Source organism: Enterobacter sp. RHBSTW-00994, assembly GCF_013782625.1.
GTDB lineage: Bacteria > Pseudomonadota > Gammaproteobacteria > Enterobacterales > Enterobacteriaceae > Enterobacter.
Window position 1 is genome coordinate 1,748,628 of record NZ_CP056199.1, and the last position, 14,970, is coordinate 1,763,597.

Below are 14,970 nucleotides of genomic sequence, written 5' to 3' on the forward strand. Positions count from 1 at the left end.
GGTGTTAACGCCTGAGGTTATCGTTTGCCCATGAAACCGCCTGAGTTCGGTTTTTAACAGCTATCTTCTTGAAAAGATTATAAAGGTGCGTCTTAACCGTATTTTCGCTGATAAATAACGAACGGGCGATTTCAATATTTGAAGCACCGATGCGCAACTTGTTCAGGATCTCTTTTTCACGGTGTGTCAGCAACGCAGACTCTGAACTGTTGTAGCGATAATTTCCGGAGTGCGTGATGAGGTAGCTGGCAAGTTTTTGTGAAAAGTAACACTCTCCACGTAATATGCCTTGCAATCCTTCTACGACCCGTGTCTCTTCTTCAGTGACGTAGAAGACGCCATTGATATGCGGCCAGCTCTCAATGTCTCTATAAGGATATTCATCAGGAGTATTCAATAATAGCACGCGGATATTATTGTTTTTCCTGCTTAAGTTATCTTGCCAGTAATGGATAAGCTTTTTATCAGCTTCCATCATATCGAGAAGAATTATGCTGCCAGGTGCAATGTCATCAAAAGAACGTTGAATATTATGCAATTTCCCGTTCAATGATAATGATTGCTTTAAATGTTGTAATAAAGCTGTCGCCTGTAAAGATGGCTTTGTGATCAACAGTAATGTATGACCATGTAAACTATGGACTTCATTATACATGATGAAACCCCACTTTTTTATGACACCTGGCAGCTGTCACCTGAATAAACATCAGGAGACACCAGAAGTACTGACAGATGTTGCACTGCTGTGTGTAGAATCAGACCAGAACCTCCACGGGGAGGTAAATATAAAACAAATTTCTTACATCTGATTTCAATCTAGCTATTACGAACTTTAAAGCAAGTGTTAAACATGTAACGGAATGTAAAAATCAATATTAATTTGTGAAAATCGACCTTTATAAATGTTCTTGTTTGATAGGAAAGTTGTACATGTTAATAACAGTGCACACATTTCAAAAATCATACAAATATTTATAGTGTGATGATTTTTATTGTTATTTTTTATTTTCAGTTAACTTTGTAAAGGTATGAGTTTGGAAAAAAACCTAAGCCATAGACTGACGAAGAAAACCACTTAAGAAAACATGCCTCGTGTCACGCCCTGAGTGAAATGTCATCCAGATGCAGGCTTAAGCCTTGAAATGGAAAGGCTGGACAGCACCTTAGCGAGTCGTACAACCTCGTCATTAAAAAAAATCAAAAAAAACTAACCTGCGCTGATTACAGCAATTTTTTGCATTAATTAATACTTTGAGGTGAAACGAGGAATAAAAATAAGTCTCGCGGGTGAGATATTTAAAATGTTTCGATAGACATACTCTTCATCGTAACGCAGCGTTAACAAAAAACGAGTCGCGTTAACACGAGGTCACGGTTTCACGGTTATTTTTTTTATTTATAACCAGGTCCAGGGTGACAACATGAAGAACACATCGTTATGCATGATGTTTACATTACTGGGTGCGCCTGGCTTTGTAATTGCGGCAAGTTCGGATTTGGCAAATGCTGAATACAACTTCGCGATTAATGAATTAAGTCGATCTTCATTAAATCAGGCAGCCATTATTGGTCAGCAGGGCGTGAATAATAACGCCATGGTTCGTCAGGACGGTTCTAAATTATTGTCCGTTGTCTCCCAGGATGGGGTAGGCAATAGAGCGAAAGTTGATCAATCAGGGACTTATAACTTTGCATATATCGCTCAGAGTGGAAGTTCGAATGATGCGAGTATTTCGCAAGGTGCATATGGTAATACTGCGATGATTATTCAAAAAGGGTCGGGTAACAGAGCAAGTATTACGCAGTACGGTACGCAGAAAACCGCAGTTGTAGTGCAGAAACAGTCGCAAATGGCAATCCGCGTTATTCAACGTTAGTTATTAGCGGCGACTTTAATCAATCCGATGGGGGTTTTACCATGAAATTTATCAAAGTGGCAGCACTTGCAGCAATCGTAGTTTCTGGTAGTGCTATGGCTGGTCTTATTGACCAGAGCAGTTCACTGGGCTGGGGTCACGGTGGTAATAATAGCGGCCCGAACTCAACTCTGAGCATTTACCAATACGGTGGTGGTAACTCAGCTGTCGCCTTGCAGTCAGATGCTCGAAATTCAAGCCTGACTATTAAACAGAGTGGTGGCGGTAACGGTGCTGATGTCGGACAGGGTTCTGATGACAGTAGCATTAGCCTGACTCAGCATGGTTTTGGCAACAGCGCAACACTTGACCAGTGGAATGGCAAAAACTCTACTATGACAGTTAGCCAGTACGGTGGTGGTAACGGTGCTGCGGTTGACCAGACTGCTTCCAACTCAACTGTGACTGTTCACCAGGTTGGTTTTGGCAACCACGCGACAGCTCATCAGTATTAATACCGAAATCTGTGCTACAAAAAAACAGGGCATATGCCCTGTTTTTTTTCGGGAGTTCATCATGCATACCTTACTACTCCTTGCGGCGCTCTCCAGTCAGATCACCTTCAAAACCTCGCAGCAAGGAAATATGACGACGATTATTCCGCAGGTAACGCTGACGGAACCCTGCGAGTGTCAGGTGCATATCCTTTCTACGCGACAAGGGCAGGGGGGGCAAAGTACTTCGCAGCAACAAAACACCCTCTCTATACCTGCTAATCAGACGATTGATTTAATGAGACTGAGTTTAAATATAGACACGGGTGACGCGGTGAACATTACCGTCACCGTCTCTGATGGGAAGCAACTTCACTTATCACAGCAATGGTCACCCCCTTCAAGCTGACGCACAAAAACCATTCACTAAATCAATGCGTTGAGTGGGATGGCAGAGTGGCAGGGAGTCACTATGATGATATCAGGCGCTGAAGAAAAGTATGGCTAAGCGCCTCATTCTGAGTCTGTCATAAGGGAGTTTTGATTCTCCCAGGGAAGATTTTCATAGAGGAGTCTATCTAATGACCATCTCCACCGCTCAACTGATCTCCGGCTTTGGCCTGGTAGTGTCTACAGTCTTAACCCCTGCTTTTTCTGCAACCGTCGTTGATGGGGGCGTTATTCATTTTCGTGGAGCGATAGTGGCTAATCCCTGCGAAATATCCCCGCAACATCATAAGATTGAAATTTCATGCCCCGAAAATAAGGGCATGCAAACGCGCATGATAAAGTATGAAGATGTGCTGAATGGGCGCGGTGCAAATCCCGATGTGGCCACGGTAAGTATGAGATATCTTGACCCTGAAAAATCGCTCGCTATCGTACAAATTCAATATCGATAATCCCTCACTCTTCCGCCAATCGGCGGAAGAGCTTTTCACGCAATAGTTTTTTCTCAACATCGTCTCTGCGATACACTTAAGAAAAAGGCGGCTCGCAGAGGGTGTTTATGAAACCGCAAATTGAAATTATTCATGGTGATATTACGACGCAAAACGTCGACGTGGTGGTCAATGCCGCAAACCCATCATTAATGGGGGGCGGTGGTGTTGATGGCGCTATCCATCGTGCTGCCGGACCGCAATTACTTGAGGCCTGCAAGATTGTTCGTCAGCAACAGGGCGAGTGTCCACCGGGGCATGCTGTTATTACCATCGCGGGTAATCTTCCGGCGAAAGCGGTTATTCATACGGTGGGGCCGGTATGGCATGGCGGGGATCATCATGAGGCCCGTATTCTGGAGGATGCTTATCGTAATTGCCTGCGTCTTGCCGCAGACAATGGTTATCAGACTATGGCATTTCCGGCTATTAGCACAGGTGTATATGGCTATCCAAAAGCGGCGGCTGCGGCGATAGCCGTTGATACCGTGTACCGATATCTCTCGCTCAAACCCATGCCTGAGAAGGTTTTCTTTGTCTGCTATGACGAGGAAACGACCCAGCTCTATCGACAACGTCTTACTGAACGTGAACAGGAGTTTGGTGCGTAAAAGTTGCCGCGGCGCAAAAATTACGCCGCGACAGTGATCAAGCTTTGGTCTGCGGTTTACCTGAGAACAGGAAGCGTAGCAGAGGGATGCGCAGATGAATTTCGTACATGACAAGCGCGAGGCCAATCACAAACACCAGTCCGGTGAAAAACCCCAGCGTGTTAGAGGCGATGTGCGGTGTGATATACGCCCCGAAGAAAAGCGTTAACGGGTGATGCACCAGATAAATAAACAGCGACGCGTTGACGAAATAAGTCACCCGGCTTGATTTGAAATTCAAAAGTCGATGGCCGAGGGCGAATACCACATTGACCATCCATAGCCCCAGCAGCATCGTAATCACACTTTCTGTTTCATACATCCAGGCATCACCACTCCCGTAACGTTGATTGAGCAGATAAGCGGTAAATGCCAGTACGGCCCCGACGGCACACCATGGCGAAGGGGTTGTAAAGAGCGCTTTGAGCTTAGGATAGACAAACGCCATAGCCCCAATCATAAAGAATGGGATATAGAACAGTGACTGCATTACCACGAAATTAAACAACCCATCACTGAGTATGGGGGGATAGACGATAAAGATTATTCGTCTCACTGCGGCGTAAGACACACCCAGCAACAAAAAGAGCAGGGATAATCTGCCAAAGGTAACGTTGGCGAAAAACCGGTCAGTTTTATCGCTCAGGTGGCGGCGTAGGCGGCTGAAAATCCACAGGCTGACTGTTGTTAACACGACCAAAACCAGCAGGAACCAGAGGTGGGAAACCAGTTCCCAGACCAGCGTGTTGTATTTTTCATACAACGAAAGATTCTGCCAGTTCTCCGCTTTGCCTTTGACATACTGCAGCATGATGAACTGAGGCAACGTTAACAAAGGAATCGCTGTCAGCATGGGAATACCCACGCGCTCAACACGCACTTTCCACCAGCGTTTCAGCGGATAGCGCAGGAAAAGCATGTAGGAGAAATAGCCTGATATGACAAAAAATACCTGCATGCGGAAGGCATGGATAAAATCATTGAACAGCGTGAGCCACAAAGAGGGCTCCTGGCTATTCACGTGCCAGGTATGACTTGAGTAAATCAAAGAAATGTGAAAAGGGATCCCCAACAGCATCAGCCATGCCCGGATCGAGTCGAGGAAATATTCACGTTGCGCAGGTACAGCTGCAGATATAGTGCTCATATAACGTTGTGCATTCTCAGACTTTTCGCCTTATCCCTAAGACTCATAATGGTTACATTCGAAAGCAACCCTACACCAAGACCGATATCCTGTCTCCAGGATAAGCACGCAAAGTGAAAAGTGGGTTCTATCACTTGCTTAATCCATGAGCCAGCGGCTAAACAAAGCGGCGATATTGTTGTCGGATTACCTGGATTTCCATTAAAATGGATCGGATCGATATAAGCACACAAAGGGGGAAGTGCTTACTTATTATGAAACATAAACCACAAATGATGAAAATGCGTTGGTTGGGTGCGGCAGTGGTGTTGTCCCTGTATACCTCATCGGCCTGGTCTTTTAACATCGACGATGTCGCAAAACAGGCAAAATCGATGGCCGGCAAGAGCTATGAAGCGCCGAAAAGTAACCTGCCCTCCGTTTTCCGCGACATGAAATACGCGGACTATCAACAGATCCAGTTCAATCACGACAAAGCGTACTGGAACAATATAAAAACCCCGTTCAAGCTCGAATTTTATCATCAGGGCATGTACTTCGACTCACCCGTGGCCATCAATGAAGTGACGGCAAACGCAGTGCGTAAAATCAAGTACAGCCCGGATTACTTCAATTTTGGCAATGTGCAGCACGACAAAGACACGGTTAAAGATCTTGGTTTCGCGGGCTTTAAAGTCCTTTACCCGATCAACAGCAAAGATAAGAACGACGAAATTGTCAGCATGCTCGGTGCAAGCTATTTCCGTGTGATTGGCGCAGGCCAGGTGTACGGACTTTCAGCGCGCGGCTTAGCCATTGATACCGCACTGCCGTCTGGCGAAGAGTTCCCGCGTTTTCGTGAATTCTGGATTGAACGTCCAAAACCTGCGGATAAACGTCTGACGATTTATGCACTGCTGGATTCACCGCGTGCGACAGGGGCTTACCGCTTTGTCATTATGCCTGGTCGCGATACGGTCGTAGACGTGCAGTCGAAAGTTTACCTGCGAGACAAAGTGGGCAAACTTGGCGTTGCGCCATTAACCAGTATGTTCCTGTTTGGGCCGAACCAGCCGTCACCGGCGACCAACTTCCGTCCTGAACTGCATGACTCAAACGGCCTGTCCATCCATGCTGGCAACGGCGAGTGGATTTGGCGTCCACTGAACAACCCGAAACATCTGGCAGTAAGCAGCTTTGCAATGGAAAACCCACAAGGGTTCGGTCTGTTGCAGCGTGGCCGTCAATTCTCCCGCTTTGAAGACCTGGACGATCGTTACGACCTTCGCCCAAGTGCATGGGTCACGCCGAAAGGTGACTGGGGCAAAGGGAAGGTCGAACTGGTTGAAATTCCAACAAACGATGAAACCAATGACAACATCGTGGCTTACTGGACGCCGGATCAGCTTCCTGATGCGGGTAAAGAGATGAATTTCAAATACACCATCACCTTTAGCCGCGACGAAGACAAACTGCATGCGCCGGACAATGCCTATGTCATGCAAACGCGTCGTTCTACAGGCGACGTGAAACAGTCAAATCTTATCCGTCAGCCTGATGGCACGCTTGCGTTTGTGGTGGATTTTGCAGGTCAGGACATGAAAAAACTGGCTCCTGATACAGCCGTGACTGCCCAAACCAGCATTGGCGATAACGGTGAAATTGTTGAGAACACCGTACGCTATAACCCGGTGACGAAAGGGTGGCGTTTAACCCTGCGCGTGAAAGTGAAAGATCCGAAACAGACCACTGAAATGCGCGCTGCGCTGGTCAGCGACGATCAGCCGCTGAGTGAAACCTGGAGCTATCAGCTACCTGCCAATGAATAATACAACTGAATATATTGATGCCATGCCGCTGACCGATACCGAAAAAGCGGCACTGCCTAAGAGCAACATCCTCGCGGTACACACCGCGTTGGATGGTGAACATCATCAGTTTACGCGTGATGATGATACTCCGCTCGGGTCAGTAAAAGCGCGTCTGGAGCAAGCGTGGCCAGACTCGTTGGCGGAAGGGCAACTGATCAAAGATGATGAAGGCCGTGATCAGCTTCAGGCGATGCCTAAAGCAACGCGGTCATCAATGTTTCCAGATCCGTGGCGTACCAACCCGGTTGGGCGTTTCTGGGATCGTTTGCGTGGGCGTGAAGTGGCGCCGCGTTATTTGTCCAGACTGACAAAAGAGCAGCAGGCGTCTGAGCAGAAATGGCGAACCGTTGGCACAATTCGCCGCTATACCTTGCTGGTATTGACCCTTGCACAAACGGTCGTTGCAACCTGGTACATGAAGACCATTCTGCCTTATCAAGGCTGGGCGCTGATCAACCCTGCTGATATGACAGGTCAGGATCTGTGGGTCTCCTTTATGCAGTTGCTGCCGTATATATTGCAAAGCGGCATCCTGTTGTTGTTCGCTGTCCTGTTCTGTTGGGTATCGGCTGGCTTCTGGACGGCACTCATGGGCTTCCTGCAATTGCTGATGGGGCGGGATAAGTACAGTATTTCGGCGTCGACGGTGGGGGACGAACCTCTCAACCCTGAACACCGAACCGCGCTGATTATGCCTATCTGTAATGAAGATGTGGATCGCGTATTCGCGGGGTTACGTGCGACCTGGGAGTCCGTTAAGGCGACCGGTAACGCCGAGCATTTCGACGTTTACATTCTGAGCGACAGCTACAATCCAGACATTTGCGTTGCTGAGCAAAAAGCCTGGATGGAACTGATTGCCGAAGTGCAGGGCGAAGGGCAGATTTTCTACCGTCGTCGCCGTCGTCGTGTGAAGCGTAAGAGCGGCAACATTGATGACTTCTGCCGTCGCTGGGGCAATCAGTATAGCTACATGGTCGTGCTGGATGCTGACTCAGTGATGACAGGCGAGTGCCTGACCGGCCTGGTTCGTCTGATGGAAGCCAACCCGAATGCGGGTATTATTCAGTCGTCGCCTAAAGCATCCGGTATGGACACGCTCTATGCACGTTGCCAGCAGTTTGCAACGCGTGTATACGGACCGTTGTTCACTGCAGGCTTGCATTTCTGGCAACTGGGTGAATCGCACTACTGGGGGCACAACGCGATTATCCGCGTGAAACCGTTCATTGAGCACTGTGCGCTTGCGCCACTGCCCGGTGAAGGGTCGTTTGCAGGTTCGATCCTGTCGCACGACTTCGTGGAAGCAGCGTTGATGCGTCGTGCAGGCTGGGGCGTCTGGATTGCCTATGACTTGCCCGGCTCGTATGAAGAACTGCCACCGAACTTGCTGGATGAACTCAAGCGTGACCGCCGCTGGTGTCACGGAAACCTGATGAACTTCCGTCTGTTCCTCGTAAAAGGAATGCACCCGGTTCACCGTGCCGTGTTCCTGACAGGGGTGATGTCATACCTTTCAGCGCCATTGTGGTTTATGTTCCTCGCGCTTTCTACCGCCTTGCAGGTGGTTCATGCTCTGACGGAACCGCAGTATTTCCTGCAACCACGTCAGTTGTTCCCGGTGTGGCCACAGTGGCGTCCGGAACTGGCGATCGCGCTGTTTGCGTCAACGATGGTGCTACTGTTCTTGCCTAAACTGCTCAGTATCATCTTGATCTGGTGCAAAGGCTCGAAAGAGTATGGTGGCTTCTGCCGCGTGACGCTTTCATTGCTGCTTGAAGTGCTGTTCTCTGTGCTGCTTGCGCCTGTCCGTATGTTGTTCCATACCGTATTTGTGGTGAGTGCATTCCTGGGCTGGGAAGTGGTGTGGAACTCTCCACAGCGTGACGACGACTCCACTCCATGGAGTGAAGCTTTTATGCGTCATGGTTCCCAGTTATTGCTGGGGCTGGTGTGGGCAGTGGGTATGGCCTGGCTGGATCTGCGCTTCTTGTTCTGGCTAGCCCCGATTGTCTTCTCCCTGATCTTGTCGCCATTTGTGTCGGTGATCTCCAGTCGGTCTACAATGGGTTTGCGTACCAAACGCTGGAAGCTGTTCCTGATCCCGGAAGAGTATTCTCCGCCACAGGTGCTGGTGGATACCGATAAGTATCTGGCACTCAACCGTGCGCGCTCGCTGGATGATGGTTTCCTCCACGCGGTATTCCACCCATCGTTTAATGCCCTCGCAACCGCCATGGCAACAGCTCGTCACCGTGCGAGCAAGGTGCTGGAAATTGCCCGTGATCGTCATGTTGAGCAAGCGCTGAATGAGACACCTGAAAAACTCAATCGTGACCGTCGTCTGGTCCTGTTGAGCGATCCAGTGACGATGTCTCGTCTGCACTACCGGGTGTGGTCAGCCCCTGAGAAATATTCGTCCTGGGTAAGCTACTACGAGGCACTTAAGCTCAATCCGTTGGCGCTGAAGTCGAAATAAGCCGAGCAACAACATAAAAATACCGGCCATCTGGCCGGTATTTTTTTCACGAGGTTTTCACATGAGAATACTCATCGTCATGCTGATGGCGTGTTTACTGACGGGGTGCGGCAGCATAATCAGTCGCACTATCCCAGGGCAAGGCCACGGAAATCAATATTACCCAGGCGTTAAGTGGGATGTCCGCGATTCGGCATGGCGCTACCTGACTGTACTCGACTTACCGTTTTCATTGGTGTTCGACACGTTGTTGTTACCCATCGATGCCCAGCACGGTCCGTACGAATAAACGTCGCTTAACGCTCGTCCCATTCATCCGCCGCGGTTTGTCCCTCTTCGGTATCCAGAGGAGGTTCAAGCTGGAACTCTCCTTCATCCCATTCATGCAGGGTATTCTCTTCGAGCCACTCCTGTCGTAGCTCGATTTCATCATAATCACCGTCGAAGACTGCCTGAGCACCTTCACCGCTCAATATTGGCAAACAATCGCCTTCTTCACCTTCTTCCGCGTAGAACTCGGCTTGCCACATAATATCGCCGTCCTGCAGCACATATTTTTGAATATTGAGTTGCTGCACGTCAGCATCTTCTTCCTCAATACCAGGGTTGTCGGCAAGGAATTCTTCACGAGCGGCATCAATAGCTTCTTCCAGCGTGGCGTACATGGTCATCGGTGTCTCCCTGTTTTTCGAGATGGTATTCAGGGAAAGAATAGCTGATTCTCCGATTTTGCAAGTATGAAGACGCAAATAAGCATCACGCGTTTGGCTTAATTGTGTGCTGGGTTATTTTGCGCTGTCTTTTCAGTGGATGAAGGCCGCAATGCTCTGGATAAGCTAATCCATGAATAAAGGGCGTTGAACAACACGACACCCGCCGTCACGATAAAGACGGCGCGGAAACCAAAAGTAGCAGAAATACCCGCCCCGACAAGCGGTCCGGTAACATTGCCAATGTCGCGAAATGACTGGTTATAGCTGAATATACGACCTGCGATCTGATTGGTGGAGTTGTAAACCAACAATGTCTGAACGGCAGGTAACAGTGCCCCATCCGCAGCTCCCAGGAGAAAACGGAGCACGCCGAGCTGCCATGGCGATTGCACCATCGACATAGGGATAAGCAATAAGACGGAGATCACCAGGGCACAAATCAGGATTTTTTCCGGACCAATTCGGTCTCCGAGTTTACCCAGCCGGGGTGCACTGAGCAGCGCGGCGACGCCAGGAACTGAGGCTATAAGTCCGCTGATAAAGGCAATATTGCTGACATTACCGGCAAGATCGCGAACATACAGCGTCAGAATGGGGGCGATGGAACCGGTCGCGACCTGAATAATCATTGTGGTAACAAAAAGGCTCAGCACAAGTTTGGGATTTTTCAGCGAGGCCAATACATCACGCGCATGGAGCATCTCTTTTTTCGGTACAGGGGTAAAATTCTCACGGATACACAGCAATGTCACAATAAAACAGGCGAAGAGCACGCTGGCTGTGATGAAAAAGACGGGACGCAAGCCGTAGTTATCTGCCAGTAAACCGCCTGCCAGTGGCCCTAACAGAGCGCCGCTCACCGCTCCCGTAGACAGAGTCCCTAGCGCCCAGCCACTTTTATGACGAGGAATTTGTGTGGCAATCAGGGCGTTAGCATTGGGGACAAAACCGCCTAACAGGCCAAGTAATGCCCGCAACACTAAGAATTGCCAGACGTTTTGTGCAAATCCCATTAACACCATAATCATGGACATGCCGAGTGCTGAACGCAGCAGCATGATTTTGCGTCCCTTACGGTCAGCGAGGCCACCCCAGAAAGGAGAGGCAATAGCTGAAAACAGGAAGGTGATGCTGAAAACCAGCCCCGACCACATGTTGAGCGCACTGTGGCCAGTGACACCAAGTTGTTCGACATAGAGCGGGAGGAAAGGCATGACCAGACTAAACGCTGCACCAGTGAGAAAGCAGCCGAGCCAGGCAACCGCAAGGTTACGTTTCCAGTTTATGGGGGCATCATTGGGTGGCATAACAATCCGCATTGCGAGGTGCTGAGCACCATGAAAGTAGAGGTAATAAGCCTGCTAATTATGCGCCTGGGTTATGATTGCTGCAACGTCGGGGGGCTTTTAATGCTAAAACAACATGCGGCCACGAGGGCCGCAGGGGGATCAGTACCGGGAGGGAACGCCTTCTGGGCGGGTTTTGAAGCGACGATGTAGCCACATATACTGCTCCGGAGCCATCATAATGCACTTCTCGATAATGCCATTCATCCAGGCTGCCGTGGTTTCTGCATCATCCAAAGGTGGTGAGTTTTCCGGTTCCAGCATGATTAATTGATAGCCTGAGCCATCTGGTTTACGCCGTGGAACAAAGGGGACAATGCTGGCTTTCGACATGCGGGCCAGCATCCATGTCCCGGTTGTGGTAGCCGCATCGGGGACCGCGAAAAACGGAACAAAGACGCTGGCCTGTGGGCCGTAATCATGATCGGGGGCATACCAGATAACTTCGCCTGATTTCAGGGCGCGGATCATGCCTTTAAGATCCTTACGGTCGATCATGCTTTTGTTGGAGCGCATACGTCCCCAGGTTTGCAATAAATCAATCACAGGGTTGTCATTGGGGCGGTAAACACCAATGCCGGGGGCTTGCATACCGAACATTCTGGCCCCTATTTCCAGGGTAAGAAAATGCACGCCAATCAGCAGTACACCTGTTTTATTCGCCTGGAGGGTATGTACTGGATCCATGCCGGTTCCGGCAACCTCCATCCAGCGAGCCATGCGCTTGTCGGACCAAAACCAGGCCATGCCCGTCTCCATCAGACCCATGCCGACAGACTCGAAATTCTTCGCCACCATGTTCTGTCGTTCTGATTCGCTCATCTGAGGAAAGCAGAGTTCAAGATTGCGGTGCGCAATTTTGGCGCGCCGTTTCATGATTATTTGAGCAAGGTGACCCAGACTTTTACCCAGGCGGAAAATCACCGGGTAGGGAAGTTGTACAATAAGCCACAAAAAGCCAATGCCAAGCCAGGTCAACCAATAGCGGGGGTGTAAAAGGGTGGCAGTAAATTTTGGTAACTGGGTCATGTCTGTCCTGTTTTCTTACGTCCTGATGGCCTTATTGTCTCATTTTTTAAGGCTTAGCCAAAATCTCCGGCATCACAATGCGTGCTAATAACACGAATGTTATAACTGAATAGCCAGGTTGCATGAAATGTAGCGCAAAATGTGTGGATGTAAATTGTCATTGTTTGCTATATGATGCGGCCCGATTTTCTTTCTCTTAACGATTGCAGGACTTGTACACCATGCCAGTGTTACACAACCGCATTTCGAATGAGATGTTAAAAGCGCGTATGTTGGCTGAAACCGAACCGCGTACAACCATCTCATTCTACAAATATTTTACGATCAATGATCCACAGACGACACGTGATGCCCTGTATCAGGCTTTTACTGAACTGAATGTATTTGGACGAGTCTATCTGGCCCGTGAGGGCATTAACGCACAGATCAGTTTGCCAGAAAGTCATGTGGATGCATTTCGTGACTTTCTCTATGCCTTCGATCCTGCATTGAAAGATTTGCGCCTCAATGTTGCGCTCGATGATGACGGTAAATCATTTTGGGTGCTGCGCATGAAAGTGCGTGAGCGCATTGTGGCAGATGGTATTGAGGATCCAGCGTTCAATGCAGCAGATGTGGGTGAATATCTCAAAGCGGCTGAAGTGAATGCGATGCTGGACGATCCCGATGCCGTTTTCATTGATATGCGCAACCACTACGAATACGAAGTCGGGCATTTTGAAAATGCCATGGAAATCCCGGCAGACACCTTCCGCGAACAACTGCCTAAAGCCGTTGAAATGATGCAGGAACATAAAGATAAAAAAATCATTATGTACTGCACGGGCGGGATCCGTTGTGAAAAAGCCAGTGCGTGGATGAAACACAATGGATTTAACAAAGTGTGGCACATAGAAGGCGGGATTATTGAATATGCCCGTCGTGCCCGTGAGCAGGGATTACCGGTACGTTTTATCGGTAAAAACTTTGTGTTTGATGAGCGTATGGGCGAGCGTATTTCAGATGACGTGATTGCTCACTGTCATCAATGTGGTACGCCATGTGACACGCACACGAACTGTAAAAATGACGGTTGTCACCTGTTGTTTATCCAGTGCCCGGCCTGTGCTGAAAAGTATCATGGCTGCTGTAGTGAGCTGTGTAGCGAAGAGAGTGTACTGCCTGAAGAAGAGCAGCGCCGTCGCCGTGCAGGACGCGAAAACGGGAATAAAATTTTCAATAAATCTCGCGGTCAACTGAATACCAAACTGGGTATTCCAGACCCTGAGTAAAGATAAAGCCCGGCGGAGCCTCTGCTCTCCGGGCTTATATATCAGGATTTCTGCTGTACACCCTCTACGGAAATAATCAGATCAACATCCTGAGACGCCGGGCCTAAATCGGTGGTGATGTTAAAGTCCTTCAGGCGAATTTTACCGGTTGCTTCGAAGCCTGCGCGTTTGCCGCCCCACGGATCATCCCCCTGACCGATTAATTTTGCATCCAACGTGATCGGTTTCGTTACACCATTGAGCGTCAGATTACCGGTAATATCCAGCTTGTCTCCATCCTTTTTCACCTCGCTTGAGGTAAATGTCGCCTGCGGGAATTTGGATACATTCAGGAATTCGGCACTGCGTAAATGTTTATCACGCTCTGCGTGATTGGTATCCACACTGTTAGTATTAATGGTTACGTTCACTTTATCCGATGCCGGGTTTTTATCGTCAAAGCTAAATGTCCCATCGAAATCTTTAAACGTACCATACAGCCAGCTATATCCCAGATGCTGAATACGGAAATTGACAAAGGCATGCTGACCTTCTTTATCAATTTTATAGTCAGCGGCAATAGCAGAACCGGCAGTAAATAACAGTGAACCTAATGCGATACCCAGCAGGTGTTTTTTCATTTTATGCTCCAGAGTCAACTGACGAACGGCCCAGCATGCGCTTTAGCGTATCGTCTTTATCGATAAAATGGTGTTTGAGTGCGGCAAGCCCATGGAGGACAGACAGGATCACGATGCTCCACGCCAGCCACAGATGCAGAGTGCCAGCGGTGTCAGCCTGAGATCCGGCATCAGCCAGTGTGGCGGGAATCTCGAAAATCCCGAATACACTAATGGGCTTGCCGTCAGCCGTTGAGATGAGGTAGCCGCTAATCAGAATGGCAAAGAGCAGGGCGTAGAGCGCAATATGGGCTGTTGTCGCACTGAGGCGAGTAAGGCGAGTATGGTGTTTGGGTGCAGGTGGTGGTGGGGAGATGCGCCGCCAGACGACGCGGATCACCAGACCCATCATCAATAGTACACCAATGCTTTTATGCAATTCGGGAGCCTGGTGATACCAGCCGTCATAATAACTCAACGTCACCATCCAAAGCCCAATTCCGAACATGGCATAGACAGCAATGGCGAATATCCAGTGCAAAAACATGGATATTATTCCGTAGCGTTGAGGAGAATTACGAAATTGCATGAGGTT

At 49.0% G+C, this 14,970-nt stretch carries 16 protein-coding genes; 9 read left to right on the forward strand and 7 right to left on the reverse strand.

Annotated features, from left to right (window positions below; all coding sequences use genetic code 11):
• Positions 1–4: 4 nt before the first annotated feature.
• Entirely contained in the window at positions 5–655 is a 651-nt protein-coding gene (csgD, locus tag HV346_RS08220) for a biofilm master transcriptional regulator CsgD (protein ID WP_181623023.1), read from the reverse strand.
• Positions 656–1,421: 766 nt separating this feature from the next.
• Here csgD and csgB point away from each other — a divergent pair.
• The 5 genes from csgB (at position 1,422) to ymdB (ending at position 3,902) form a co-directional block, all read left to right on the forward strand.
• Positions 1,422–1,877 (forward strand): curli minor subunit CsgB, encoded by a 456-nt coding sequence (gene csgB / locus HV346_RS08225; protein WP_181623024.1) that lies wholly within the window; start codon positions 1,422–1,424, stop codon positions 1,875–1,877.
• A gap of 41 nt (positions 1,878–1,918) precedes the next feature.
• On the forward strand, positions 1,919–2,371 hold the full coding sequence (gene csgA / locus HV346_RS08230) for a curli major subunit CsgA (protein ID WP_181623025.1): 453 nt from the start codon (positions 1,919–1,921) through the stop codon (positions 2,369–2,371).
• 61 nt (positions 2,372–2,432) lie between these two features.
• Entirely contained in the window at positions 2,433–2,759 is a 327-nt protein-coding gene (gene csgC / locus HV346_RS08235; RefSeq protein WP_181623026.1) for a curli assembly chaperone CsgC, read from the forward strand.
• A gap of 172 nt (positions 2,760–2,931) precedes the next feature.
• Complete coding sequence (locus HV346_RS08240; RefSeq protein ID WP_181623027.1) at positions 2,932–3,252, forward strand: type 1 fimbrial protein; 321 nt, start codon at positions 2,932–2,934, stop codon at positions 3,250–3,252.
• 107 nt (positions 3,253–3,359) lie between these two features.
• A complete protein-coding gene (gene ymdB / locus HV346_RS08245; protein WP_181623028.1) occupies positions 3,360–3,902 on the forward strand; it encodes an O-acetyl-ADP-ribose deacetylase in 543 nt (180 codons plus the stop codon).
• A gap of 37 nt (positions 3,903–3,939) precedes the next feature.
• Here ymdB and mdoC read toward each other — a convergent pair whose 3' ends face one another.
• On the reverse strand, positions 3,940–5,088 hold the full coding sequence (gene mdoC, locus HV346_RS08250; RefSeq protein ID WP_181623029.1) for a glucans biosynthesis protein MdoC: 1,149 nt from the start codon (positions 5,086–5,088) through the stop codon (positions 3,940–3,942).
• 272 nt (positions 5,089–5,360) lie between these two features.
• Between mdoC and mdoG the strand changes: the two genes are divergently transcribed.
• The 3 genes from mdoG (at position 5,361) to HV346_RS08265 (ending at position 9,706) form a co-directional block, all read left to right on the forward strand.
• Positions 5,361–6,896 (forward strand): glucans biosynthesis protein MdoG, encoded by a 1,536-nt coding sequence (mdoG, locus tag HV346_RS08255; protein WP_181623725.1) that lies wholly within the window; start codon positions 5,361–5,363, stop codon positions 6,894–6,896.
• Positions 6,889–9,417 carry a glucans biosynthesis glucosyltransferase MdoH gene (mdoH, locus tag HV346_RS08260; protein ID WP_181623030.1) on the forward strand — a complete coding sequence of 843 codons (2,529 nt, stop codon included), beginning with the start codon at positions 6,889–6,891 and terminating at the stop codon, positions 9,415–9,417. Before mdoG ends, mdoH begins: the two co-directional genes overlap by 8 nt.
• A 61-nt stretch (positions 9,418–9,478) precedes the next feature.
• Entirely contained in the window at positions 9,479–9,706 is a 228-nt protein-coding gene (locus HV346_RS08265; RefSeq protein ID WP_181623031.1) for a YceK/YidQ family lipoprotein, read from the forward strand.
• A gap of 7 nt (positions 9,707–9,713) precedes the next feature.
• Here HV346_RS08265 and HV346_RS08270 read toward each other — a convergent pair whose 3' ends face one another.
• The 3 genes from HV346_RS08270 to HV346_RS08280 form a co-directional block, all read right to left on the reverse strand.
• On the reverse strand, positions 9,714–10,088 hold the full coding sequence (locus tag HV346_RS08270; RefSeq protein WP_181623032.1) for a MysB family protein: 375 nt from the start codon (positions 10,086–10,088) through the stop codon (positions 9,714–9,716).
• Positions 10,089–10,186: 98 nt separating this feature from the next.
• The gene (gene mdtG, locus HV346_RS08275; RefSeq protein WP_181623033.1) at positions 10,187–11,437 is read right to left on the reverse strand and encodes a multidrug efflux MFS transporter MdtG; all 1,251 of its coding nucleotides are present in this window, start codon (positions 11,435–11,437) and stop codon (positions 10,187–10,189) included.
• A gap of 141 nt (positions 11,438–11,578) precedes the next feature.
• Positions 11,579–12,505, reverse strand: a complete 927-nt coding sequence (locus HV346_RS08280; protein WP_181623034.1) for a Kdo(2)-lipid IV(A) acyltransferase — start codon at positions 12,503–12,505, stop codon at positions 11,579–11,581.
• A 221-nt stretch (positions 12,506–12,726) separates the two neighbouring features.
• Between HV346_RS08280 and HV346_RS08285 the strand changes: the two genes are divergently transcribed.
• Positions 12,727–13,776, forward strand: coding sequence for a rhodanese-related sulfurtransferase (locus HV346_RS08285; RefSeq protein WP_181623035.1), 1,050 nt, complete (start codon positions 12,727–12,729; stop codon positions 13,774–13,776).
• 41 nt (positions 13,777–13,817) lie between these two features.
• Here HV346_RS08285 and HV346_RS08290 read toward each other — a convergent pair whose 3' ends face one another.
• Positions 13,818–14,396, reverse strand: coding sequence for a YceI family protein (locus HV346_RS08290; RefSeq protein WP_181623036.1), 579 nt, complete (start codon positions 14,394–14,396; stop codon positions 13,818–13,820).
• A gap of 1 nt (position 14,397) precedes the next feature.
• Positions 14,398–14,964 (reverse strand): cytochrome b, encoded by a 567-nt coding sequence (locus HV346_RS08295; RefSeq protein ID WP_181623037.1) that lies wholly within the window; start codon positions 14,962–14,964, stop codon positions 14,398–14,400.
• Positions 14,965–14,970: the final 6 nt, after the last annotated feature.

Bases quoted from the DNA above. Each gene is read 5' to 3' on its own strand.
- mdoC (WP_181623029.1), bottom strand. From the start codon at position 5,088: ATGAGCACTATATCTGCAGCTGTACCTGCGCAACGTGAATATTTCCTC.
- mdtG (WP_181623033.1), bottom strand. From the start codon at position 11,437: ATGCCACCCAATGATGCCCCCATAAACTGGAAACGTAACCTTGCGGTT.
- csgB (WP_181623024.1), top strand. From the start codon at position 1,422: ATGAAGAACACATCGTTATGCATGATGTTTACATTACTGGGTGCGCCT.
- csgA (WP_181623025.1), top strand. From the start codon at position 1,919: ATGAAATTTATCAAAGTGGCAGCACTTGCAGCAATCGTAGTTTCTGGT.
- HV346_RS08240 (WP_181623027.1), top strand. From the start codon at position 2,932: ATGACCATCTCCACCGCTCAACTGATCTCCGGCTTTGGCCTGGTAGTG.
- HV346_RS08295 (WP_181623037.1), bottom strand. From the start codon at position 14,964: ATGCAATTTCGTAATTCTCCTCAACGCTACGGAATAATATCCATGTTT.
- mdoH (WP_181623030.1), top strand. From the start codon at position 6,889: ATGAATAATACAACTGAATATATTGATGCCATGCCGCTGACCGATACC.
- HV346_RS08290 (WP_181623036.1), bottom strand. From the start codon at position 14,396: ATGAAAAAACACCTGCTGGGTATCGCATTAGGTTCACTGTTATTTACT.
- HV346_RS08270 (WP_181623032.1), bottom strand. From the start codon at position 10,088: ATGACCATGTACGCCACGCTGGAAGAAGCTATTGATGCCGCTCGTGAA.
- csgC (WP_181623026.1), top strand. From the start codon at position 2,433: ATGCATACCTTACTACTCCTTGCGGCGCTCTCCAGTCAGATCACCTTC.
- ymdB (WP_181623028.1), top strand. From the start codon at position 3,360: ATGAAACCGCAAATTGAAATTATTCATGGTGATATTACGACGCAAAAC.
- HV346_RS08265 (WP_181623031.1), top strand. From the start codon at position 9,479: ATGAGAATACTCATCGTCATGCTGATGGCGTGTTTACTGACGGGGTGC.
- HV346_RS08285 (WP_181623035.1), top strand. From the start codon at position 12,727: ATGCCAGTGTTACACAACCGCATTTCGAATGAGATGTTAAAAGCGCGT.
- HV346_RS08280 (WP_181623034.1), bottom strand. From the start codon at position 12,505: ATGACCCAGTTACCAAAATTTACTGCCACCCTTTTACACCCCCGCTAT.
- csgD (WP_181623023.1), bottom strand. From the start codon at position 655: ATGTATAATGAAGTCCATAGTTTACATGGTCATACATTACTGTTGATC.
- mdoG (WP_181623725.1), top strand. From the start codon at position 5,361: ATGATGAAAATGCGTTGGTTGGGTGCGGCAGTGGTGTTGTCCCTGTAT.